This is a genomic window from Saccharopolyspora pogona, assembly GCF_014697215.1.
Classification (GTDB): domain Bacteria; phylum Actinomycetota; class Actinomycetes; order Mycobacteriales; family Pseudonocardiaceae; genus Saccharopolyspora; species Saccharopolyspora hattusasensis.
This window is the reverse complement of record NZ_CP031142.1, coordinates 3103121-3125711: the sequence shown is the minus strand read 5'-3', so window position 1 is coordinate 3125711 and position 22591 is coordinate 3103121. Positions and strand designations below refer to the sequence as shown.

Genomic DNA, 22591 nt, shown 5'->3' with positions numbered 1-22591 from the left:
TGACTCTGAGGTCGTCGTGTTAGGAACCGTGTGGCGGTCATTCGTGCCGTGTTGGCTGCCCTGTGGAGGAGACCACGCATGAGCGGTGTGCAGCCGGGCTCCGATCGTGTCGCGCACTTGTGGCCCGTCGACGACCTCGACGGGCTCGCCTTCGATCCGTTCCTCACCAGGCTCCTCGCCGAGGAGCCGGTCGCTCGGATCCGGCTCCGCTTCGGCGAGGGCGACGCTTGGCTGGTCACCCGGCACGAAGACGTCAGGGCCGTCGCCTCGCATCCCGGGTTCAGCCGCGCCGCCACCGTCGATCGGCCCGTCACCAGCATGACTCCGCACGTCGTCGGGCTCCCCGGCGGTATCGGACGCACCGATCCACCCGATCACACCCGCCTGCGGCGGCTGCTCTCGCAGAGCTTCACCCCGCGCCGGGTGGAAGCGATCCGGCCGCGAGCGGAGCGGATCGCCGACGAACTGCTCCAGTGCGTGGCCGCGCAAGGCCCACCCGCGGACCTCGTCGGCTCTTTCACCGGACCACTGTCCACGCAGGTCATCAGCGAGCTCATGGGCGTGCCCCGCCTGGACTGGCCGCAGATGCATTCCTGGCGGCAGACCTTGTTGTCCAGCAACCATTCCCGCGCCGAAGCGGACGCTGTCAAGGCCGAGCTCCGCCAGTACTTCACCGATCTGGCCGAACGCCTCCGGAGGAAGCCGGGCGATGACGTGTTCAGCGGCCTGGTCGCGGCGCGGGCGGCAGGCGAGCTCAGCCAACCCGAGCTGATCTCCCTTGCCGTCATTTTGCAGCTCAACGGCATGGACGCGGTCCGCAACAACAGCTCCAACATGATCTACGCGTTGCTCAGCCACCCCGAGCAGCAGGCGCTGCTCCTCGATGGCTCGGTGCAGCAGGCGGTCGAGGAGCTTTTCCGGTTCGTGCCGCACCGGAACGGTGTCGGCCTCCCGCGCATCGCCACGGAGGACATCCGCCTCGGCGATGTCACCATCGCCGAGGGCGAGGCCGTGTACGTCTCCTACCTCGCGGCTAACCGCGATCCAGAGATCTTCGCCGACCCGCACAGCTTGGACGTCGAACGCGGCGACAACCCGCACATCGCTTTCGGGTACGGCACCCACTTCTGCGCCGGAGCCGCGCTCGCCAGGATGGAAGCCCAGGTCATGATCTCCGGCCTGCTGCGGCACTTCCCGCAACTGCGCTTGGCGTGCCGCCCCGAGGAGATGCGCTGGCGTCGCGGAACGATCAACCGCGGCCCCGAGTCCCTGCCCGTCGCCTGGTGATCCGGGTCCGACGGGGTCGTGAGTGGCAATGCCGGTTCTTACCGGCTTCGCCGCTCACGACCCCTCGGCGTCACGATGTGGTGTCGGCGAAGCGGTCGACCTGGTCCGGGTCGGGGCACCAGCAGTAGAGGATCGCCTCGTCGGCGCCGAGGTCTTCGAGTCGCCGGAGTTGGGCGTTCAGCTCGCCGGGGTCACCATGGCGTTCGCGAAGTTCGGATTGCCGTAGTACTCCGTCATTTCCGTCTGGGCTTCGTCGGCCACGGAGTCCGGTCCGATGGCCGCGTTGAGCTGACCGACGAAGCGGGGCTTGCCCGGGCGCTCGTGGGTCTGCCAGGACTTCTCGGCGAGGCCGAAGGTCGTTTCCATGTGTTCCAGCGGGCCGGCCGCCAGGAAACCGTCGCCCCAGCGGCCGACCCTGTCGATCGCAGCCGGGACGAAGCCGCCGAACAGCACCCCCGGCCGGACCGCCGGGCCGATCGGGCCAGCCTCGTCGCTGTGGGCCTCGCCCGCCCAGAGCCGGTGCATGACCCCCATCTGGGCGTCGAGGATCCGGCCGCGGCGCCTGATGTCCGTGCCGGCGGTGGCGTGGTCGTCCTCGCGGCCGCTGATACCGACCTCGGTCTGGACCCGGATGCGTCGGAGACTGAGCACAAGGATCGGTGGGCAGCGCCCCTCCAACGGTTCATTGACTGCTCAAGGACGTCGAATTACGTTCGATTTAAAGGTGATCAACCGTGCGCGACCAACGGAGGTTCGGCGATGTGTCAGGAGTGCTGTCGGCCTTCCCCGCAACTCCGGATCTCCCGCGCGCAGTTCCTGAAGCTGGTCGGGCTGGCCGCCGCCGGAGCGGCGGTCTCAGCTGGTTGCGCGAGCGGTGACACCGGCGCGGGGGCGCCGGGCGGGCGGAAGCTGATCGACAACGTGCGGGGCTTCACGCTGACCGCGGACGGGCCGCGCGCGTTCGGCAGCCTGCTGATCGAGGCGGACGGCCGAGTCGGGGGGCTCGACGTGGGTAGCTCCGGTGGAGCGGAGCGCATCGACGGGCGCGGTCGCGTGCTGATCCCCGGCCTGCACGACGCGCACGGGCACTTCGGGCAGCTCGGTGCCAATGTCTCGCAGCTCAACCTCGCCCGGACGAAGTCCCTGCAAGAGGCGATGCAGGCGCTCAAGACCTTCGCCGCGCAGCACCCGGAACGGCAGTGGATCCTCGGGCGCGGCTGGAACGACGTGATCTGGGGACTCGGCCGGCTGCCGTCGGCGGCGGACCTGGACGCAGTGGTGCCCGACCAGCCGGTGTGGCTGATCCGGGTCGACGGGCACGCCGGGGTGGCGAACTCGGCCGCGTTGCGGCAGGTCGGCGTCACCCGCGACACCCAGACCCCGCCCGGCGGCGAGATCGTGCGCGGGGCCGACGGCGCGCCGACCGGGGCATTCGTCGATGCGGCGCAGGACCTCGTCCAACAGCACCTGCCGAAGCCGACGGTCGAGGACATCAAGCAGAACTTCCTCGCCGCGCAGCGCAAGCTCAACGAGGTCGGGCTCACCTCGGTCAGCGATGCAGGCACCAGCGCGGCCGAACTCGCGGTGCTGCACCAGCTCGCGAACTCCGGCGAGCTGACCATCCGCACCAACTCGTTCCTGACCTACGACGCCTTCCACGAGCTCGGCGCGAAGGCGCGCACCGACTCCGTCGCCAACGACATGCTGCGCGTCCGCACCGTCAAGCTCTACATCGACGGCGCGCTTGGCAGCCACGGCGCCGCCATGCTCCAGCCCTACGACGACGATCCGGGCAACTCCGGGCTGCCGCAGCTGGACGCCGCGGAGCTGAAGAACCGCGTTACGCAGGTGATGCGGGACGGCTTCCAGGTCGCCACGCACGCCATCGGCGACGCTGGGAACCGAATGGTGCTCGACGCCTACGAAGCGGCCATGGCCGAAGTCGGCGGCGGCATGCGGCACCGCATCGAGCACGCGCAAGTCCTTGCGGTGGAAGACATTCCGCGACTTCGGGCGCGCGGCATCATCGCCTCGATGCAGCCGGTGCACGCCACCGACGACATGAACATGGCCGAGAAGCGCGTCGGACACCGCCGCATCGCGGGTGCCTACGCGTGGCGGACCATGCTCGACCAGGGCATCACCATCGCCTCCGGCTCGGATTTCCCGGTGTCCTCGGAAAATCCCTTTGACGGTCTGCACGCCGCGGTCACCCGCACCGACCGCGACGGTCAGCCCGTCGGCGGGTGGCACCCGGAGCAGTCGATGAACCCGGAGGAGGCGTTGCGCTCGTTCACCCTTGATGCCGCGTTCGCCGCGCACCAGGAACGGGTGCTCGGCGGTCTGGAGCCGGGCAAGTGGGCGGACTTCGTCATCCTCGACCAGGACCCGCTGGACCCGCCGCCCGGCCGGGCCCGCTGGCAGACCACGACCCTGCAGACCTGGGTGGGCGGCCGCCGCGTCGGCGAGTACGGAGCGCTCTGATCTGCCAATTTCGCGAGAAATCGCGCCGCCCCGGAGTGACGCCGAGCGTCACGTTCCGTGTCCTCCTCGGCCCGTTTTCCCAGGTGGGGTGCGATTTCGCGAGAAATTTACCGTCACCCGGGTGAACGTCAATTTCTCACGAAATTGTGCTCCCTCCTGGTGACAATCCTGCTGATGCGGTAGTGGGCTTACCGCAGTGGCCGGATCCAGGTGCGCCGCCGTGCGCCTAGCGTTTTGCGGCACCTGCTGCCGAGGAAAGCGGCCACGTCATGACGCAGACCGTTAGCAATTGGGTCCGGACCGGTACCGAACGTCCGTTCCCGTACGTGTTGATGTACCACTCGGTGGCCACCTATGCCCGCGATCCGTACCTGGTGACCGTCGACCCGCAGCGCTTCGACCGCCAGCTGCGCTGGTTGCGCCGCAACGGGCTGCGCGGGGTCTCGATGCGCGAGCTGATGTGGGCGCGCCGGACCGGGGGCGGACATGGTTTGGTCGGGTTGACCTTCGACGACGGCTACACGGATTTCGTCCACAATGTACAGCCAGCGCTGTTGAAGCACGGTTTCACCGCGACCGTCTTCGTGATCGCCGGGCGGCCCGGCGGGCACAACGCCTGGGACGCCGACGGCCCGCGCAAGCGGTTGTTGACCTCCGAGGAGATCCGCGAGGTCGCCGACGCGGGGATGGAGGTCGGCTCGCACGGGATGCGGCACCAGCGGATGTCCGAACTGGACGATGGCGAGCTGATCGTGGAGGTGGCCGAGAGCCGGGAGCTGCTGGGCGAACTCACCGGCCAGGACGTCAGCGGATTCTGCTACCCATACGGCGATGTCGACCTGCGGGTGATGAACACGGTCGAGGCGGCCGGGTACGACTACGCCTGCGCGATCTGGCGTTCGCCGCTGTCCAGCCGGCACGCCCTCCCGCGCACCTATGTGGGGGACCGGGACGGCTCGCTGCGACTGCTGGCCAAGCGACTGCGCCACGAGCTGAAGATCAAGCGCTAGAGGCTCGCGCGAGAACCGCCGATTTCGCGCGAAATCGCCCCCGCCCAGTCGCGGGTACCGCCGATTTCGCGCGAAATCGTCGTGCCTCCGCGCCGCCGGGCAGGACTGATCCGCGGGCCTCGTCAGGATTCGGTAATCGAGCTCCCCCCGCTGTGGGAGAACCGGTCGGTAACAAGGTGCGAGAGTGCTTTGAGCACGGCGAACTGGGGGAGGAACCGTGACTGAACATCCGCTTGCGTTGGCGGTCAACGGCCGGGAACGCCTGTTGGCGGACCGGCTGATCGCGTTCGAGCCGAGGCTGCCCGAATGCACCGAATCGGTGGTCGTCGTCGGGTTGGGCTACGTGGGATTGCCCACCGCGTGCGCGCTGCAGTCGCCGACGGCTCGGGTCATCGGCTTCGACATCAGCGAGGACCGCTTGCAGGCCATCAAGGCCGGCGAGGTGGACATGCCCGAGCTGGAGCGGCGCGCGTTGACTGCTGCACTGGCCGCGGGCGACCTGCAGCTGTCCTGCGATCCGTCGGTGCTCGCCGGCGCGGACGCGGTGATCGTGTGCGTGCCGACGCCGGTCGACACCGCGCACCAGCCGGACCTGACCGCCTTGCGGGCGGCCTGCGAGACCGTGGTCTCGTTCGCCCGCCGAGGTCAGACGATCATCCTGACCTCGACGACGTTCGCGGGCACCACCCGGCAGCTGCTGGTCGAGCCGCTGGAGCAGCGGGGCATGCGGGTGGGCACCGACGTGCACGTCGCGTTCAGCCCGGAGCGCATCGACCCCGGCAACTTCGACCACGTGCAACGGGAGACCCCGCGCGTCGTCGGAGGCGTCACGCCGCGGTGCGCCGACCGGGCCGCCGAGGTCGTGTCGCGGATGACCGATTCGGTGTACCTGGTGAGCTCGCCGGAGGCCGCCGAGCTCACCAAGCTCTACGAGAACATCTTCCGCGCGGTGAACCTGGCGCTGGCCAACGAGATGGCCGACGCGTGCTCGGCGCTCGGCCTGGACCCGATCGAGGTGACCATCGCGGCCGGGACCAAGCCGTACGGGTTCCTGGGTAGCTTCCCGGGGCCCGGCGTTGGTGGGCACTGCATCCCGTGCGACCCGTACTACCTGCTGTGGCAGCTGCGGCGGGAGGGCGTCTCGGCGCCGCTCATCGAGCAGGCGATGCGCTCGATCGACCAGCGGCCAGGCCAGGTGGTGCAGCGGGTGGTGGAGATGCTCGCCGACGCGGGCATCGACCACTCCGGGGCCCGGGTGGTGGTCGCCGGGGTCAGCTACAAGGCGGGTGTGCGGGACCTCCGCGAGTCCCCGGCGCTGCCGATCCTCGCCGGGCTGCGCCGGATCGGGATCGACGTGCACTACTTCGACCCGCTGCTGTCGGAGATCACCCTGGCCGACGGCGCCCGGATGGTCAGCGAGCCGGCGCCGCGCGGCCGGGACTGGGACGTCACCGTGCTGCACACCCTGCACCCCGGCGTCGACTACGGCTGGGCGCGAAACTGCCCGCGGGTGCTCGACGCGACTTACCAGTTCGACGCCGTGCCGCACCGGCGCGTGCTGTGACGGGGTGGCGACGATGCTCCCGTTCGACACGTCCACGCCCGCGGTGGTGTTCAAACTCGATCCGAACGTCATGCACCACGGCGGGCTCGGGGTGATCCGCAGCCTCGGCCGGGCCGGGGTGCCGGTGTACGCCGTGCAGGAGGATTCCCTGGCCCCGGCAGCGCATTCCCGCTACCTGCGCGGGCGTTGGCTGTGGAGCCCGGATCCGGCGGAGACCGACCGGATCCGCGACGGGCTCGCGGAGCTGGCCGATCGGATCGGCCGGCCGTCGGTGCTGATCCCCACCGACGACGCGGCCGCGATCTTCCTGGCCGAGCACGGTGATCCGCTGCGGCCGTTCTTCCGGTTCGCCCAGCCGGCCCGCGATCTCCCGCGCCAGTTGGCCGGGAAGTACTCGATGTTCCAGCTGTGCCGCCAACTGGATGTACCTTGCGCGGAGGCGACGCTGGTCGGCGCGTGGGACGAGGCGTTGGAATTCGCGGCCGAGGTGGGGTATCCGCTGGTGGCGAAGCTCTCCGCGCCGTGGCTCGGGACGCCGGGCGAGGTGCGCAGCACCACGATCGTCGGCGATGAGGAGGAGCTGGCCGAGCTCTACGGCCGCTGCGGGGACGCCGCCGTCGGCGGCCTGATGCTGCAGGAGTTCATCCCGGGCGGGCCGGGCGACGACTGGTTCTTCCACGGCTACTGCGACGCCGCGTCGGTGTGTCGCCCGGCCTTCACCGGCGTCAAGGAGCGCTCCTATCCCGCGCACGCGGGGCTGACCAGTCTCGGGCGCTGCGTGGAGAACGAGGCTCTGCTGAAGGAATCCGCGAAGCTGCTGGAGCAGTTGGCGTTCAGCGGCATCGTGGACCTCGATTTCCGGTGGGACGCCCGCGACCGGCGCTACAAGCTGCTGGACTTCAACCCGCGGCTGGGCGCCCAGTTCCGGTTGTTCCGCGACGACGCGGGCGTGGACGTCGCGCTCGCGTCCTACCTGGACCTTACGGGGCAGGAGGTCCCGGAGGGTCGGCAGCCGGTCGGCAGGCGGTTCCTGGTGGAGAACTACGACCCGATCGCGGCGCTGGGGTACTTGCGGCGCGGCGAATTGGGGTTGCGGTCCTGGGCGTCGTCGATGCGCGGCGTGCACGAGACCGCCTGGTTCGCCCGCGACGACCTGCTGCCGTTCGTCCTGATGTGCCTCTGGATGGTCTGCCGCGCGGTTGCCCGGCCGTGGCCGTTGTACCGCCGCACCCGCCATCCGGAGCTTGCCGAGCCCCAGTACGTCCCGGGGCGCAACCACGCCCTGGGGAAGCCGACCAGACGCCGCCGCAAGCGGCCGTTCGAGGAGTGCAGATGAGCGATCTCGTTGACGTTGCCATCGTTGGTGCCGGGCCATACGGCCTGTCGCTGGCCGCGCACCTGCGCCGGGCCGGCCTGTCCTATCGGCAGTTCGGGTTGCCGATGAACCTGTGGCGCGCCCACATGCCGCGCGGCATGTACCTGAAGTCGCAGGGCTTCGCCTCGAACCTGTCCGACCCGGATGGCACGCACACGCTGCGCAACTTCTGCCTGGAGACCGGGCGCCGCTACGCGGACTACGGCGTGCCGGTGTCGCTGGAGAACTTCGTCGACTACGGCGAGTGGTTCCAGCAGGGCCGCGGCCTGGACGTGGAGGAGGAGCTGGTCGCCGACATCGAGCAGCGGCCAGGCCGGTTCGAGCTGACGTTGAGCAGCGGGGAGCGCGTCGAGGCGAGCCAGGTGGTGGTCGCGGTCGGCGTCGAGTATTTCGCGCGGATCCCGGGGGTGTTCTCCGAGCTGCCCGCCGAACTCTGCACGCACAGCTCGGTGCACGACGACCTGAGCTCCTTCGACGGTCAGGACGTGATCGTCGTGGGCGCCGGGCAGTCCGCGCTGGAGACTGCGGCGCTGCTGCACGAGAACGGCGCCAACGCGCGGCTGGTGGCGCGCGCGCCGGGCATCGCGTGGAACGGGAAGCCGCTGCTACCGGATCGTCAGCTGTGGAGCCGGATGCGCGAGCCGGAGGCCGGGCTCGGTTCGGGGCTGTCCACCTGGTTCTACTCCGAGCACCCGAAGGTGTTCCGGCACCTGCCCAGGGCAACCAGGATCTACCGGGCGCGCACCGCGCTCGGGCCGGCCGGGGGCTGGTGGCTGCGCGAGCGGGTCGAGGGCCGCTTCCCGGTGCACGTCGGGCACCGGCTGGACTGGGCCAAGGCCACCGGCGACCAGGTGCGGCTCGGGGTGCGCGTCGGAGGCGAGGTCCGCGCGTTCACCGCGGACCACGTCATCTGCGCCACCGGCTACCCGCCGGAGATCACCCGGCTGCCGATGCTGTCGGCCGCGCTGCGGTCGGCCATCCGCACGATCGACGGAACGCCGAGCGTCGGCAAGGACTTCGAGTCGTCGGTGCCGGGCCTGTACTTCGCCGGGCCGCTGGTGGCGCCGAGCCACGGGCCGGTCATGCGGTTCGTCTACGGCGCCGACTACGCGGTTCGGATGATGACCGCCCGGATCGACGCGACCACGGCGCGGCCGGTGGTCGTCGGGGGTGCCGGATGAGCGTGACCGATCCCGCCGTGGCGCAGCCGTGGCCGCTTGCCGCGAGCGGCCACGGGCTGCGGGTGCCGCGGCAGGTCGGGGGCTGGGTGCTGCCAGCGGTCGACATCGCGGTGCTGGTGGTGCTGATCCCGGTGGTCGGCGTGCACTGGCTGCTTGGTGCGGGGTTCGCGCTGGCGGCGCTGGTGGTGCTGGCCGCGCAGGGCCAGCACCGGCTGCGGATCTGCCTGCGGGTGTCGGACCAGCTGCCGCAGCTCGCGGTCGCGGCCGGTGCACCGCTGGTGGTGCTGCTGCCGTGGCACTCCGGCGATGCGCTGCTCCTGATGGGCGCTTCGGGGTTGGCCGGCCTGCTCGTGGCTCGCGGTGGCTTGTACTCGGTGCTGCGCGGCGGCTATCGGCGCGGGCTGCTGAACGAGCCGACGCTGATCGTCGGATCCCACGCGCCGGCCGGGGAAATCGCCGAGCTGGCGGCCGAGCATCCCGAGTTCGGGCTGCGGCCCCGGTTGCTCGCCCAGCCGAGCGGGCTGGCGGAAATCCTCGCCACGCAGCGCATCACGCGGGTGATCGTGTGCGCAGACGACTCGTACCTGGTCACCCTGATCCGCGCTTGCCGCCCGCTGCCGGCGGATGTCTGCGTCGTGCCCCGGCTGCACGAGCTGGGCATGGCGCTGCCGCGCGCCAGCATGGACGAGATCTGGGGCGTGCCGCTGATCCCGCTGCGCCGCTTCGGCCACAGCCGGGCGGGTGCGCTGGTCAAGCGCGCCTCCGATGTAGTCCTCAGTGGACTGATGTTGTTCGTGTCGGGACCGCTGCTGCTGGCACTGGCCGCGCTGGTCGCGGTCAGCGGTGGCGGCAGGACGTTCTTCCGCCAGCTGCGCGTGACGCGGACCGGGCGGACCAGCGAGGTCGTCAAGCTCCGCACCGTCAACGGCGATCTGGGGGAGCACTGGTCGGTGACCGCCGACCAGTGCACCGCGCTCGGACGCTGGCTGCGCGGCACGCACCTCGACGAGCTGCCGCAGCTGGTCAACGTGCTGCGCGGCGACATGTCGCTGGTGGGGCCCCGCCCGGAGCGGCCGTACTACGCGGTGCGGTTCGGGCGGGAGATCCCGCGATACGCCGACCGGCACCGGATGCGCGGCGGGATGACCGGCTGGGCGCAGGTGCAGGGCCTGCACGGCGACACGTCCATCCCGGACCGGGCGCGGTTCGACAACCAGTACATCGAGTACTGGTCGCCGTGGTGGGACGTCGTGATCGTGGCGCGCACGGCCGCGATCGTCCTGCGGGCGGCCGGAACCCGACGCCAACGCCCGCGCCGCTGCGAGAAATGACTCGGAAGACCAAATGGGGGAAGCAATGAAGGTATTGCACGTGATCACCGGGCTTGGTGTCGGCGGTGCCGAGCTGCAGCTGCGGTCGATCCTGCAGCACACCAAGCACGACGCCGACGTGGTTTCGCTGTACAACCCAGGTGACGTGGCCCGGATGATCATCGGCGACGGGGTGCGGGTGCGCGACCTCGGCATGACCCGCAACACCCAGGTCGGCGCCGTGCTGCGGCTGCGCGACGTGATCCGCGAAGGCCGCTACGACGTGGTGCACACCCACCTGTACCGGGCGTGCGTGTACGGGCGGCTCGCCGCCCGGCTGGCCGGCACCAAGGTGGTGGTTTCCACCGAGCACTCCATCGGCGAGACCCACCTGGAGCGCCGCCGCATGACCTTCGGGGTCCGGGCGCTGTACCTGGGCACCGACCTGTGCTCGGACGCCACCATCGCGGTGTCCGAAACCGTCGCGGAGCGGTTGCGTAACTGGGGCATGCCCGCGCGCAAGATCACCGTCATCCCCAACGGCGTCGACTTCGACCGGGTCGAGTTCGACGGGGCCGCGCGCGCCCGGGTGCGCCGCGAGCACGGTATCAGCGACGAAGCCTACGTGGTCGGCGTGCTCGGTCGCCTGGACCCGAACAAGCGCTTCAACCTGGTGATCGACTCGATGGCCCCGATGCTGGGCCAGGAGACCAAGCTGCTGATCGTCGGCGACGGGCCGGACCGGGCGCGGCTGGAGGCACTGGCCCGCGAGCACGGCGTCGCCGAGCACGTGATCTTCGCCGGGCAGCGGCACGACGTCGCCGCGATGCTGTCCGCGCTGGACCTGTTCATCGCCTCCTCCGAGCAGGAGACCTTCGGCCTGTCCGTGCTGGAGGCGATGGCCAACGGCATCCCGGTGCTCTACACCACCTGCCCGGCGCTGATCGGCATCGAGACCGACCGAGCCCGTCAGGTGCCCGGCAACGCGGAGCGGATGCGCGCGGAGATCGCCTCCGAGATCCTGGCCGCCCGGCCGCGCGCCGACGAGCCCGCGATCCGCCAGGCCTACGGCATCGAGGCGGTCACCGACCGCCTCGACGACCTGTATGCGCGGCTGTGGCAGCGGCGCGGCGGCGCCGTACCGGTGGGGAGGTCGTGATGCGCGCAATGGTCACCGGCGCAGCCGGTTTCATCGGATCCCACCTGGTCGAGCGGCTGCTCGCGGACGGCCACCAGGTGGTCGGGCTCGACGACCTGAGCACCGGGCGTGTCGAGAACCTCCCGGTCGGCGACCCGAACCTGCGGATGGTGCAGGGCAGCATCCTGGACGCGTCCCTGGTCGACGAGGTGATGGCCGACGCGGACGTGGTGTTCCACCTGGCCGCCGCCGTCGGCGCGTTCGTCATCCAGGAACGCACCCTGCATGGGCTGCTGACCAACATCCACGGCACCGAGAACGTGCTGGACGCCGCCCTGCGGCACGACGCGCGGGTGCTGGTCGCCTCCACCAGCGAGATCTACGGCAAGAACGACAAGGTCGGGCTTTCCGAGGGCGACGACCGGATCATCGGCTCGCCGCTGAAATCGCGCTGGACCTACTCCGAGGCCAAGGCCATCGACGAGAGCATCACCCACAACTACGTGCGGGAGCTCGGGCTCAGGGCGGTCATCGTGCGGTTGTTCAACACCGTCGGTCCGCGGCAGAGCGGCCGGTACGGCATGGTCATCCCGCGGCTGGTTGCGCAGGCTCTGCAGGGCCGGCCGGTGACGATCTTCGGCACCGGCAAGCAGATCCGCTGCTTCTGCCACGTCGCCGACGTGGTTCCTGCGCTGGTGCGGCTGGCGCTGCTGGACCGGGCGCAGGGCATGGCGGTCAACCTCGGCAACACCGAGCAGGTGTCCATCGAGGATCTCGCCGCCCGGATCATCGCGATGACCGACTCGTCCAGCGGCACCATCCAGGTCCCCTACGAGGAGGCGTACGGGCCGGGGTACGAGGACCTGCAACGTCGCGTCCCGGACTGCTCCCGCGCGGGCGAGCTGATCGACTTCCGGCCGGAGCGCACGCTCGACGACATCGTCCGCGATGTGATCGACGAGCAGGTGCGAGCCGGGCAGCCCGTGACGGCTTGAGGTGCGGAGGGCGACATGCGGCAGAAGACCGATACGATGCGCCGGCTCATGGAATGGGCCCGGCCCGCGGCGAGCGCGCGAGAGCCCCGCGGATCCCAACCATCCACATCGGACACACCCGCTGACCGGGTCCGGGCCTTCAGCCGGCTGGGCGGGTCGATCTGGTTCCTGGCGCTGATCGCGGTGGCGGTGGTGCTCGTCGTGATGACGCTGATGCCGCGCGGCGGAGGACCACCGCAGCCCGGCTCGCTGGCCGTCGCATCGCTACCGTTCTGGAACCTCAACAACGGCACGTCGATGGTGACCCAGAACCGGCAGGCGGTCAACGAGGTTTCGCCCTGGATCTACGGGCTGAGCCAGGACGGCCGGCTGGCCAACCAGTACCCTCCGGAGCAGACCGCCGAGGTCGGCAGGCAGATCGGGCAGCTGCGCGCGGCGGGCATCCCGATCGTGCCGTCGCTGGCGAACATCACCGACGGCAAATGGGCCTACGAACCGGTCGCCAAGATGCTGCACGACCCGGCGAAGCGGCGCGCCCACATCGACGAGATCGTCGAGCTCGTCAAGCGCGAGGACTACTCGGGCATCGACATCGACTACGAGAACCTGCGCGCCGGCGACCGGCAGGTCTTCACCGACTTCATCACCGAACTGGGCAAGGCCCTGGATGATGAGGGGAAGACGCTGGCGGTGGCGGTCTTCGCGAAGGCCACTGACGCCGGATACGACGAGCGCAACGTGGCGCAGGACTACGCCGCGATCGGCAGGGCGGCCGACGAGGTCCGGCTGATGGGATACGACTACCACTGGGGCACCTCGCCGCCCGGCCCGGTCGCGCCGATCACCTGGGTCCGGGAGACGCTGAACTACGCCAAGACTCAGATCCCGCCGGAGCGAATCGTGCTCGGCGTGCCGCTGTACGGCTACGACTGGGTGGACGGCAACGGCACCGCTGTGACCTGGCTGCAGGCGTTCCGGCTGTCCACCGAGCACCGGGCGAAGGTCAACTACGACGGGCTGACGCAGTCACCGTGGTTCCGTTACACCGACGAGCAGGGGCGGGAGCACGAGGTGTGGTTCGAGAACGCCGCGAGCTCCAAGGCGAAGTTCGAGGCGGCGCGCGGCTCCGGCATCCGCGGCGTCTACCTGTGGATGTTCGGCTACGAGGACACCGAAACGTGGCGGGAGCTGCGGCAGAGCCTGCCGCTCGACGGCGCGCAATGACACCGTCCGCGATTCGTCTACTTTGGAGAGTGGGATGATTCCTTGGTGGGTGCTGGCCATCGCGGTGTTCGGCACCAACTTCACGCTGTGGGGCTTGATCGGGCTGATGCGCCTGCTCGACTCCTCGACCCGGCGCTGGTGGCAGCAACGGGGCGCGACGTCGGTGTCCGGCCAGCGCGTCGTGGTCGGCCGGGACCGGCAGCACAGCCATGACCCGCCGACGCGGGTGGGCGTCGAGGACGTGGCGGTGCTGATGCCGGCCCACAACGAGGAACGCGTCATCGTCGACAGCATCCAGGCGATCACCGCCCTAGTGCCGCCGGAGAACGTGCACGTGGTCTCCGACGGCTCGACCGACCGCACGGTGGAACTTGCGGAAGGATGCGGGGTGCACGTGATCAGCACGGCGCGCAACGTCGGCAAGGCCGGCGCGCTGCAGGAGGCGATCCGCCGGTTCGGGCTGGTCGATCGCTTCGAGGTTGTGATGCTGCTGGACGCCGACACGCACGTCGAGCCCGGCTACTTCCGGGCGGCGCTGCCGCTGTTCGACGATCCCGCGGTCGTCGCGGTGGCGGGCTGCGTCAGGACGTCGTGGCGGGACCGCGCGCTCGGGCCGATCGGCAGGCTGGTGGCCTTCCACCGGCAGCGGATCTACACCATGACCCAGTACCTGATGAAGTTCGGCCAGACCTGGCGGCGGGTCAACGCCACCCACATCGTGCCCGGCTTCGCCAGCATGTACCGCGCCGAGGTGCTGCCGCGCATCGAGGTCAACCCACCGGGGCTGGTCATCGAGGACTTCAACATGACCTTCGAGGTGTACCAGAAACGGCTGGGGAAGGTCGGTTTCACGCCGTCGGCGGTGGCGGCCACCCAGGACCCGGGCAACTTCAAGGACTACGTGAAGCAGTGCAAGCGCTGGTCGCTCGGCCTGTGGCAGACGGTCCGGCTGCACCCGCCGCGGGCCAACCTGTTCAGCCTGATGCTTGCGTTGTTGCTGTTGGAGATGTTGGCCAGCAGCTTCATGCTGGTGCTGTTGCCCTTCGTGGCGCTGGCGCTGATCGTGCCCCTGCTGTTCGACGGGCTGCTCGCGGTGCCGGTCGTGGACGAGGTGCACGACTTCGTCGCCGGTTTCGCGACGCTGCCGACGCTGTTCTTCGGTGTGGTGGTCCCGGATCTGGTGCTGACGTGCATAGTCGCGGTGTTGCATCGGCAGCCGAGGTTCCTGCTGTTCGCATGCTTCTTCCTGGCGCTAAGAGTGCTGGACGCGGGTATCGCGCTGTATGCGATACCGGCGGCGTGGCTGTCGAGGTCCTCTGGACGGTGGCGCAGCCCCGGCCGCCACACCATCGACGCGCCCGTCACCCCGCGCACGACCCCGACCAAGTGAAGGGTGGAGGGCATCCAAGGAGTTCCTCAACGCCTCATCTCAAGACCTCCCGGAGCAAGTGGTGTCGCAATTTCCATTGAAATCGAAGCTTCGATTTCAATTGGAAATTGCGGAACTCCGCGGAGGCAGACACGGACGGGGCAAAGGTGCGCTTCACGCGGGAGGGTGTTCTCGTGCAGCTGGGGGAGGTCTCGTCGGCCCGGTGGCGTCACGCTGGGGCTGTGGATGTGGTGCGGCTGCTCATGGTGGACGACCACCTCATGCTGGCCGAGGCTCTCAGCGCCCGGCTTGCAGAGGTGCCTGACCTGTGGGTCGTGGGGCACTGCCAGACCAGCGACCCGCGACTGCCCGACGTGGTGCGGCAGTCCCGACCGGACGTGATCACGGTCGACGTGGAACCGGTCGGTGCCGGGCGCATGGTGCGGCGCTTGCAGGAAGCCCGACCCGCCGCGGGAATCGTGGTGCTGACCGGGAGCCGCGATGCCCGGCAGGCCGTCGACGCCGCACGGGCCGGTGCGGCGGCCTGGGTGCCGAAGGAACGCGGCGTCGAGGGTCTCACCGAGGTGCTGCGCGGGGTGCCCCGCGGGCACAGCTGGTACCCGCCGGAACTGCTCGGCGCCGTGCTGCGCGGACTGCGCGAGGACGCCGTGCGAGCTGGGCAGCGCAACGGGCCGCTGGACGTGCTCAGCGACCGCGAGCGGGACGTGCTCGCCGGCATGGTCGCCGGCAAGAGGGGTGCGCAGATCGCCGAGGAACTGATGATCTCCACCGAGACCGTCCGCACCCACACCCGCAGCATCCTGGCCAAGCTCCGGGTGCACAGCCAGCTGGAGGCGGTCAGCGTCGCCTGCGCCGCCGGACTGCGCGTGGACGGCGAAGTGGACGGGACCACCGAGCGGTGAGCGCGGACCCGTTGCGGGTGGCCACGGTGATCACGCGACTGGAAGGCGGCGCCGGGGTGATGGCCCTGCGCGGGGCCAAGGCGCTGGATCCGGCCACGCACCGGGTCGCGGTGATCACGGGGTCCGGCCGGCTGCTGGCCGACGCCGAGGCCGCCGGGCTGGAGGTGATCGTGGAGCCCGCGCTGCGCGCGCCCATCTCGCCGGGCCACGACCTGCTCGCCCTGCACCGCCTGACGGCGTTGCTGAAACGGCGCCGCTTCGACGTCGTGCACACCCACTGCTCGAAGGCCGGTGCGGTTGGCCGGATCGCGGCGCGCCGGGCCGGCGCCGACCGGATCGTGCACACCTACCACGGGTTCCCGTTCCACCAGTTCCAGAGCGGGTTGCGGCGCCGCGGCTACGTCGAGATCGAACGCGGCCTCGGGCGGATCACCGACCTCGCCCTGTGCGTGGGCACCGGAGTGGCGGTCGAGGCGCTGCGGCGCGGGCTGATCGCCCCGGATCGCATCCGCACCATCGGCGTGGCCGTCGAGCACGAGGTGCCGATGCGCACCGAGCGGACCAGGCAGCGCGCCCGGCAGGAGCTCGGGCTGGCACCGACGGACGTCGTGGTCGGTGCGGTGGGGCGGCTGACCTTCCAGAAGTCGCCGGAGGACTTCGTCACCGCGCTGCGCCTGCTGGACCGACCCGGCGTGGTCGGGGTGTGGATCGGCGGCGGAGAGCTGACCGAGCGGATGCGCGCGCAGATAGCCGCGAGCGGGGCTCGCGTCGTACTGGCGGGCGAGCGCGACGACGTCGCGGAACTGCTGCCCGCATTCGACGTGTTCGCGCTGCCCAGCCGGTACGAGGGCCTGCCGCTGGTGGTCGTCGAGGCGATGGTGTGCGGCGTGCCGGTGGTGGCCACCACCGTCAACGCGGTCAGCGATGTGGTTGCTCCCGGTGAGACCGGGCTGCTGGTGCCGCCCCGGCGCCCCGAACTGCTGGCCGCGGCGGTGGCGCACCTGCTGGACTCGCCCGACGTAGCCGACCGGCTCGCCGCGACGGCCCGCACCCGGTTGGACGACCGCTACCGGATCGCGACGCTCGCCGACGCACTCGTCGGGGCGTACGGAACCCGTTCGTGAAAACGGGTTTCGGAACATCCTGCGCAGCCCGTCAGTGACCGACGGTAGCGGGGCTACCGCGAGAACAGTACTTCCCCGCGCCTGTCGTGCGGACGCCTGCTGCACGTGGAGTAGTCGAGGTCCCCTTCGGGTAGCAGGTGCAACGCCGCGACCGCTGCATCCGATTTGCCGGGTAGCACAGACTGCCATTTGGGGGAGAGGAGTCGCGGTGCACATGATTACCGATTCGGCGAGGGCGCCTGGACATCAGCGGACGCGGGGTCCAGGTTCGCGAGGTGGCGCGGAGTTGCACAGCCTGCTGCACGATCTCGGGCACGGTCTTGCGACGCTGTCCTATCTTGCGGACGGATTGCGCGGCGACCCGGCGCTGCCCGGCGATGCGGCGCACCGGCTGCAACTGATGGAACTGGAGCTGGACCGGCTGCTTGAGCTGGTGGCCCTGCGGGCCGGGCAGCCAAGCGAGGAGCTCTTCGCGCCGCGCGAACTGCTGACCCAGCTCGTCGCGGTGAAATCGTTGTCCGGGAAGGCCGAGATCTCGCTGCACGCCGGCGAGGACGTCTGGATGCGCACCGACCAGACGCTGCTGTGGCGGATGGTGTCGAACCTGCTGGACAACGCGGTGCGCGCCGCCGGGCGCGGCGGCCGGGTCGCGGTGGCGGTTCGCCGCGGCGAGCTCGGCGAGGTGCGCATCGAGATCACCGACGACGGGCCGGGTTTCGGCGACGGACCGCAGGGCGCGTCATCGCTCGGTTTGGGCATCGTGCTGGCGCTGGCGCAGCGCTGCGGGGCCGACCTGCAGATCGACTCGGAGCCATGCCGGGGCACGTGTGCCGTGCTGGTGTTCCCGTCCGGCTGCGCGGCCTGAGCGGGGGGAACGAGAACATGGTCGATCTGGTACTCGGCGACGATCACGTGATCTTCGTCGATGCGCTGGTCGCGACGCTGCCGCGGCACGGTTGCGACGTCGTGGGAACCGCCCACGACGTGCCAGGCGTCGTCGAGGCGGTCCGTGAACACCAGCCCGACGTCTGCCTGCTGGACCGCTACTTCGGCGACGGCGACGGGCTGGACGCGATCGGCGAGATCCTCAACGCAGGCGGGAGAACGAGGCTCCTGGTGCTCACCGCCGACGGTGACGTCCGGGGCATGCGCGATGCGCTGGCCAAGGGGGCGGCGGGGTACGTGAACAAGATGTGCGGGCTGTCGGTGCTGGCCGGGGCGATCCGCGGGGTCATGGACGGCGAGGCCGTGGTCGAGCTGGCCGCCGCGCCGACGCCCCGGCTCGCCGGCACCACGGACGCCCTGCGGCTGGCGTCGCATCTGACCGCGCGGGAAAGGCAATGCCTGCGGCTGCTCGTCGACGGCGCGCACACGACGGCGATGGCCAAGCAACTGGGTGTGGCGCCGACGACGGTGCGAACGCACGTGCAGTCGGTGCTGACCAAGCTCGGGGTGCACTCCAGGCTGGAGGCGGCGTCGTTCGCGATGCGCCACGGCTTGCTCGACGACGAGCGGATGCTCGTCGCGGGTTGATGACTGGGGGTCCGTGAGTCCCTTTGGACCCACGTCCGAAGGGACTCACGGTCGGCTCCCACCCAGGCCCCCGAGCCACCTACAGCACGGCTTGGATCAAGTGGGGGCCTGGTTCGGCGTGCGCCCTGCGGAGCGCGTCGAGCAGTTCCTCGCCGGTGGTGGCTCGGCTGCTGGGCACGCCGAAGCCTCGCGCGATGGCCGTCCAGTCCACAGCGGGCTCGGCTAGGCTCGTCATGCTCGCCGCCGCCGTCCCGGGCCCGTCGATGCCAGCCCGCTGGAGCTCGGCTTCCAGGATCCGGTAGCGGGAGTTCGCGCAGATCACCGTGGTGACGTCGAGGCTCTCGCGGGCCTGCGTCCACAGCGCCTGGACGGTGTAGGCGGCGCTGCCGTCGGCCTGGAAGTTGATCAGCGCGCGGTCCGGGCAGGCGATCGCGGCGCCCGTGGCCGCCGGCATGCCCATGCCGATCGCGCCGCCGGTGTTGGTCAGCTCGGTGTGCGGCGGCGCGGCAGCGGCGATCGCCGGGTACGCCGCCCCGTATGACACCCCTTCGTTGACCACGATCGCGTGCTCGGGCTGGGTCAGCACGATCGCCGACGCGATGCTCGCCGCCGTCAGCGGCCCTTCCGGGGACTGCACCTGCGGCCGCTCGGCGCCCGGCAGATCGGCCGCGGCGCTGCCGGTCGCATCCGCCAGCGCGCGCAGTGCTTCGACGGCGTCCTGGTCGGTGTCGGCCAGGGTGTGCACCTTGAGGTCGTTGGGCAGCGGGAAGCTCGGCATGCCGCGGTACCCGAAGAACGCCACCGGCGTCCGCGCGCCGACGAGGACCAAGTGCGAGAACCCGTCGAGGGCCTTGATCACGTCCTCCGGGAAGTACGGCAGCGATCGCACCGGCGGGATCTCCGGGCCCCGTTCGATGCGCGCGGGGGAGCGTTCGGCCAGGACCTCGGCGCCGACGGTCGCCGCGATGCGCGCCGCGGTGCGGATGCCTTCGGCGCTCAGCACGTGCCCGCCCAGCAGCAGGGCCGGTCGCCCGCGGCCGCTGGACAACAGCTTCGCGATCGCGGAGACCTGCTGGTCGTCGACCACGGGCCGACCCGGCGCGGCCGCGACCTCCGCGGGCATGCCGCCCTGGCCCCACATGTGGTCGGCGGCGGCGATGAGGGTCGCGGGCAGCCGCTGCTGGAGCGTTGCCTGGTAGGCCTCGACGAACTCGGCGGCGGTGCTGGCCGCCGAGGTGGTGCGGCCGACCCAGCCGGACACCGGCCGGGCCAGGGACTCGATGTCGCTGTTCAGCGGGGCGTCGGCGGGCTGGTGCCAGGTGGCGTGCTCGCCGACGATGTTGATCACCGGGCTGCGGGCGCGGCGCGCGTTGTGCAGGTTCGCGATGCCGTTGGCGAATCCGGGTCCCAGGTGCAGCAGGGTCATCGCGGGGATGCCCATCATGCGCGCGTAGGCGTCGGCAGCGCCGGTCACCACGCCTTCGGACAGCGCCAGCACCGCGCGCACGCCGGGGACCTGGTCGAACGCCTCGACGAGCGGTATCTCGGTGGTGCCGGGGTTGGCGAAGCAGACCTGGACGCCGGCCGCGGTCGCCGTGGCCAGCAGGCTCTCGGAACCCTTCACACGCCACTCCTAGACATCTCGCTGCGATGCCGTCCGCATGGACGGATCTCGCTGCCATGCTCGCCGCCACCCGCGGTCCGAGCAAGCGCCCAGCGGGGGCCGCGAAGGCTACTCCAGGGCACTTCCTCCGAGGCGGCGAGCCGCCGCCAACTGGCGCGGCCACAGGTTCCCGGATGTCCTTCGCCGACGACGGCCCTGGTCAGGCGCGTCCGCCCAGAAGTCGCCCGAGGCTCAGCCGAGCGACCACCCACGCGAAACATTTTCGGAAACAGGTCTTAAGGTGTCGAACTGGACCAACCGGACCGTGGAGGGTGACGTGGTGCGCGAACGGATCTCCCCCCGCCTGCCGATGGCGGTGCTGCTGGTCGCGGGCCTGGCCGGCTGCGCAGCGCCGCAGCCCCACGACGCGTCGTCACCGGCCCCGGTGGTGGAGCCGGCACTGTCCGAACAGGACATGCCGATGATCCGCACCGAGTACGTGTACTCCGAGCACCGCCAGGCCCCGGTGCAGCTCTACCTCGCGTACCCGGGTGCGCTGGAGTCCACTGCGGACCTCCCGATGGTGCTCTACCTGCACGGCCGCGACGGAGTCTGGCCGACCCCGATCCCGTACGACACGCTCGCCTCGCTGGAACGGCTGTACCGCGAGGGCTCCATCCCCGCGTTCGGCTTCGCAGTCGTCGACGGTGGCTACAACCCGTACTGGAACGACGGATCTCTCAACGGCGACCTGGCCGCCCTGCTTCACAACGAACTTCCGCGCTGGCTGCAGGAGCGCGGCATGGGTGACCGCGACGGCCGACCCTTCGCGGTCGCGGGCATCTCCACCGGTGGCTTCGGCGCGCTGAACTACGCCGCCGACCGCAACCTGGCCGGTCACCCGGTCGCGGCGGTCGCGGCGGTCGCCCCGGCCCTGCAGGTGAGCTGGGAAGGCATGCGGGAGAAGGAAGCCTTCGCCACCGAGGAGGACTGGTCCGCAGTGGACCCGCTGCGCCGCCTGGGAGATCTCGGCGACGTGCCGGTCGGCGTGTGGACCGGAGACGAGGACCCGTTCCTGGACGGCATCCACCGCCTGGTCGACGAATACCCCCACACGCCGGTGGTTTCGGTCCTCCCGGGCGGCCACGACCCGTCGGTCTTCGAAGCCATCGGCCCCGACTTCGTCACCTTCCTCGCCGACGCGCTGGGCAGCGGCGACGCCGACGAATAGTCGGCTTCAGCTGCGCCCGGGCGGCCGCTGGTCGAGCGACCGCGCTGTACGTCAAGCGGCGGTTTCCCGCGGTCAGTCCTGGTGGGCGACCAGGTGTTGGAGGAGGAGCCGGGTGAGGGTTTCCGGGGCTTCTTCCGGGATCCAGTGCGAGACTTCTTCCAGCATCTCGAAGCGGTAGGGGCCCGTGACGTGCTCGGCGGTGGCCAGCGCCGCCGTTGAGCCGATCGCAACGTCCTCGGTGCTCCACACGTACAGCGTCGGCACGGTGATCGGGCCGATCTTGTGGTTCTCGAAGCGGTGCGCGCGGTACCAGTTCAGCGCCGCCGTCAACGCGCCCGGTTCGGTGAACCGCTGCACGTAGTCGTCGACGTGGTGCTGGGGCACGCCCGGGTAGTAGATCTGCCGCAGCTTCTTGGAGTGGTCGGCCAGCAGGGCCTTCTCCGTGGTGGAGGACCGGTACGCCTGCATGTACGCCGAGCGCTGGTGCTGGTCCTCGTCGGTGCGCATCGCCTCGCCGAACGGGTCCAGGTGCGGCACCGACACCGCGGTCAGCGTGCGGACCCGGTCCGGGTGCTCGGCGGCGGTCGCCCACGCCACAGCGGCGCCCCAGTCGTGGCCGACCAGGTCGAAGCGCTGCCAGCCGAAGTGTTCGGCGATCGCCAGCACATCGTCGACGAGCTCTTCCAACCGGTAGTCGGCGACCTGCTCCGGGCGCACACCGGGGGAGTAGCCGCGCTGATCGGGCGCCACCGCGAAGCACTCCGCGCCGCCGAGCACCGACAGCTGCTCGCTCCACTGCACCGCCGCCTCCGGGAAGCCGTGCAGCAGCAGCACCGGGCGGCCGCCCTCGGGACCGGCGGTCAGCGCGTCGAACTTCCCGGCAGGAGTCGGAATCTGGATGTACTCGGCCACCCGGCCACTGTACTGGCCACGCTCGTGTGTGGTTGTTCCGGTAAGAACCGGAACAACCACACACTCTCAGCGCAGCGAGTCAACGAACCGAGACCACCGCTCGTCCGGGAAGGCCAGCACGGCGCCGTCGGGGTCCTTCGAGTCCCGCACCCCGACAGCAGACCCGGAGAACGCCACCTCGACGCAGTTGGAGGTATCGCTACTACGACTGCTCTTGCGCCACGTTGCGTCAAGGAACGCCACCTCAACGCAGTTGGCTTGATCAGTGCTGCAGCTGTTCTTGCGCCAACGGGCGGTCGTCAGATTCAGCGCAGTCATTCCGCGCTCC

At 70.4% G+C, this 22591-nt stretch carries 20 protein-coding genes; 16 read left to right on the top strand and 4 right to left on the bottom strand.

Annotation, left to right across the window (positions count from 1 at the left end; genetic code table 11):
* Positions 1-78 precede the first annotated feature (78 nt).
* Positions 79-1287, top strand: a complete 1209-nt coding sequence (locus DL519_RS14320) for a cytochrome P450 (RefSeq protein WP_190815422.1) — start codon at positions 79-81, stop codon at positions 1285-1287.
* 177 nt (positions 1288-1464) lie between these two features.
* Here the strand turns inward: DL519_RS14320 and DL519_RS14315 are convergent, their stop codons facing one another.
* Positions 1465-1938: an LLM class flavin-dependent oxidoreductase gene (locus DL519_RS14315; RefSeq protein WP_190815420.1), complete on the bottom strand. Its 474-nt coding sequence runs from the start codon at positions 1936-1938 to the stop codon at positions 1465-1467.
* A gap of 108 nt (positions 1939-2046) precedes the next feature.
* Here DL519_RS14315 and DL519_RS14310 point away from each other — a divergent pair, with 108 nt between their 5' ends.
* From DL519_RS14310 to DL519_RS14245, 14 genes are all read left to right on the top strand, one after another.
* Positions 2047-3771, top strand: a complete 1725-nt coding sequence (locus tag DL519_RS14310) for an amidohydrolase (RefSeq protein ID WP_190815418.1) — start codon at positions 2047-2049, stop codon at positions 3769-3771.
* Between the two features lie 269 nt (positions 3772-4040).
* Positions 4041-4781 (top strand): polysaccharide deacetylase family protein, encoded by a 741-nt coding sequence (locus DL519_RS14305; RefSeq protein ID WP_190815416.1) that lies wholly within the window; start codon positions 4041-4043, stop codon positions 4779-4781.
* 217 nt (positions 4782-4998) lie between these two features.
* Positions 4999-6345 carry a nucleotide sugar dehydrogenase gene (locus DL519_RS14300; RefSeq protein WP_190815414.1) on the top strand — a complete coding sequence of 449 codons (1347 nt, stop codon included), beginning with the start codon at positions 4999-5001 and terminating at the stop codon, positions 6343-6345.
* A gap of 13 nt (positions 6346-6358) precedes the next feature.
* Positions 6359-7681 (top strand): carboxylate--amine ligase, encoded by a 1323-nt coding sequence (locus tag DL519_RS14295; RefSeq protein WP_190815413.1) that lies wholly within the window; start codon positions 6359-6361, stop codon positions 7679-7681.
* Positions 7678-8901 carry an NAD(P)-binding domain-containing protein gene (locus DL519_RS14290; RefSeq protein WP_190815411.1) on the top strand — a complete coding sequence of 408 codons (1224 nt, stop codon included), beginning with the start codon at positions 7678-7680 and terminating at the stop codon, positions 8899-8901. The genes DL519_RS14295 and DL519_RS14290 overlap by 4 nt, the downstream gene beginning before the upstream one ends.
* Positions 8898-10232, top strand: coding sequence for a sugar transferase (locus DL519_RS14285; RefSeq protein WP_223838967.1), 1335 nt, complete (start codon positions 8898-8900; stop codon positions 10230-10232). The genes DL519_RS14290 and DL519_RS14285 overlap by 4 nt, the downstream gene beginning before the upstream one ends.
* A 25-nt stretch (positions 10233-10257) precedes the next feature.
* A complete protein-coding gene (locus DL519_RS14280; RefSeq protein ID WP_190815409.1) occupies positions 10258-11370 on the top strand; it encodes a glycosyltransferase in 1113 nt (370 codons plus the stop codon).
* Entirely contained in the window at positions 11370-12344 is a 975-nt protein-coding gene (locus DL519_RS14275) for an NAD-dependent epimerase/dehydratase family protein (RefSeq protein WP_190815407.1), read from the top strand. The genes DL519_RS14280 and DL519_RS14275 overlap by 1 nt, the downstream gene beginning before the upstream one ends.
* Positions 12345-12359: 15 nt before the next feature.
* A complete protein-coding gene (locus DL519_RS14270) occupies positions 12360-13568 on the top strand; it encodes a glycosyl hydrolase family 18 protein (RefSeq protein WP_190815404.1) in 1209 nt (402 codons plus the stop codon).
* 34 nt (positions 13569-13602) lie between these two features.
* Positions 13603-14958 (top strand): glycosyltransferase family 2 protein, encoded by a 1356-nt coding sequence (locus tag DL519_RS14265; protein WP_190815402.1) that lies wholly within the window; start codon positions 13603-13605, stop codon positions 14956-14958.
* 173 nt (positions 14959-15131) lie between these two features.
* On the top strand, positions 15132-15860 hold the full coding sequence (locus DL519_RS14260; RefSeq protein ID WP_223838965.1) for a response regulator transcription factor: 729 nt from the start codon (positions 15132-15134) through the stop codon (positions 15858-15860).
* Positions 15861-15886: 26 nt separating this feature from the next.
* Positions 15887-16984 carry a glycosyltransferase gene (locus DL519_RS14255; RefSeq protein WP_223838963.1) on the top strand — a complete coding sequence of 366 codons (1098 nt, stop codon included), beginning with the start codon at positions 15887-15889 and terminating at the stop codon, positions 16982-16984.
* Positions 16985-17270: 286 nt separating this feature from the next.
* On the top strand, positions 17271-17849 hold the full coding sequence (locus DL519_RS14250; RefSeq protein WP_190815398.1) for a sensor histidine kinase: 579 nt from the start codon (positions 17271-17273) through the stop codon (positions 17847-17849).
* 17 nt (positions 17850-17866) lie between these two features.
* The gene (locus DL519_RS14245) at positions 17867-18517 is read left to right on the top strand and encodes a response regulator transcription factor (protein WP_190815396.1); all 651 of its coding nucleotides are present in this window, start codon (positions 17867-17869) and stop codon (positions 18515-18517) included.
* 79 nt (positions 18518-18596) lie between these two features.
* On the opposite strand, the gene DL519_RS14240 is transcribed toward DL519_RS14245, so the two are convergent.
* A complete protein-coding gene (locus DL519_RS14240; RefSeq protein ID WP_190815394.1) occupies positions 18597-20141 on the bottom strand; it encodes an acetolactate synthase large subunit in 1545 nt (514 codons plus the stop codon).
* Positions 20142-20421: 280 nt separating this feature from the next.
* Here DL519_RS14240 and DL519_RS14235 point away from each other — a divergent pair, with 280 nt between their 5' ends.
* Positions 20422-21351 (top strand): alpha/beta hydrolase-fold protein, encoded by a 930-nt coding sequence (locus tag DL519_RS14235; RefSeq protein ID WP_223838961.1) that lies wholly within the window; start codon positions 20422-20424, stop codon positions 21349-21351.
* Positions 21352-21423: 72 nt separating this feature from the next.
* Here the strand turns inward: DL519_RS14235 and DL519_RS14230 are convergent, their stop codons facing one another.
* Both DL519_RS14230 and DL519_RS14225 read right to left on the bottom strand, forming a co-directional pair.
* Entirely contained in the window at positions 21424-22263 is an 840-nt protein-coding gene (locus DL519_RS14230) for an alpha/beta fold hydrolase (protein WP_190815392.1), read from the bottom strand.
* A 66-nt stretch (positions 22264-22329) separates the two neighbouring features.
* A complete protein-coding gene (locus tag DL519_RS14225) occupies positions 22330-22581 on the bottom strand; it encodes a DUF397 domain-containing protein (protein ID WP_190815390.1) in 252 nt (83 codons plus the stop codon).
* Between the last annotated feature and the right edge of the window lie 10 nt (positions 22582-22591).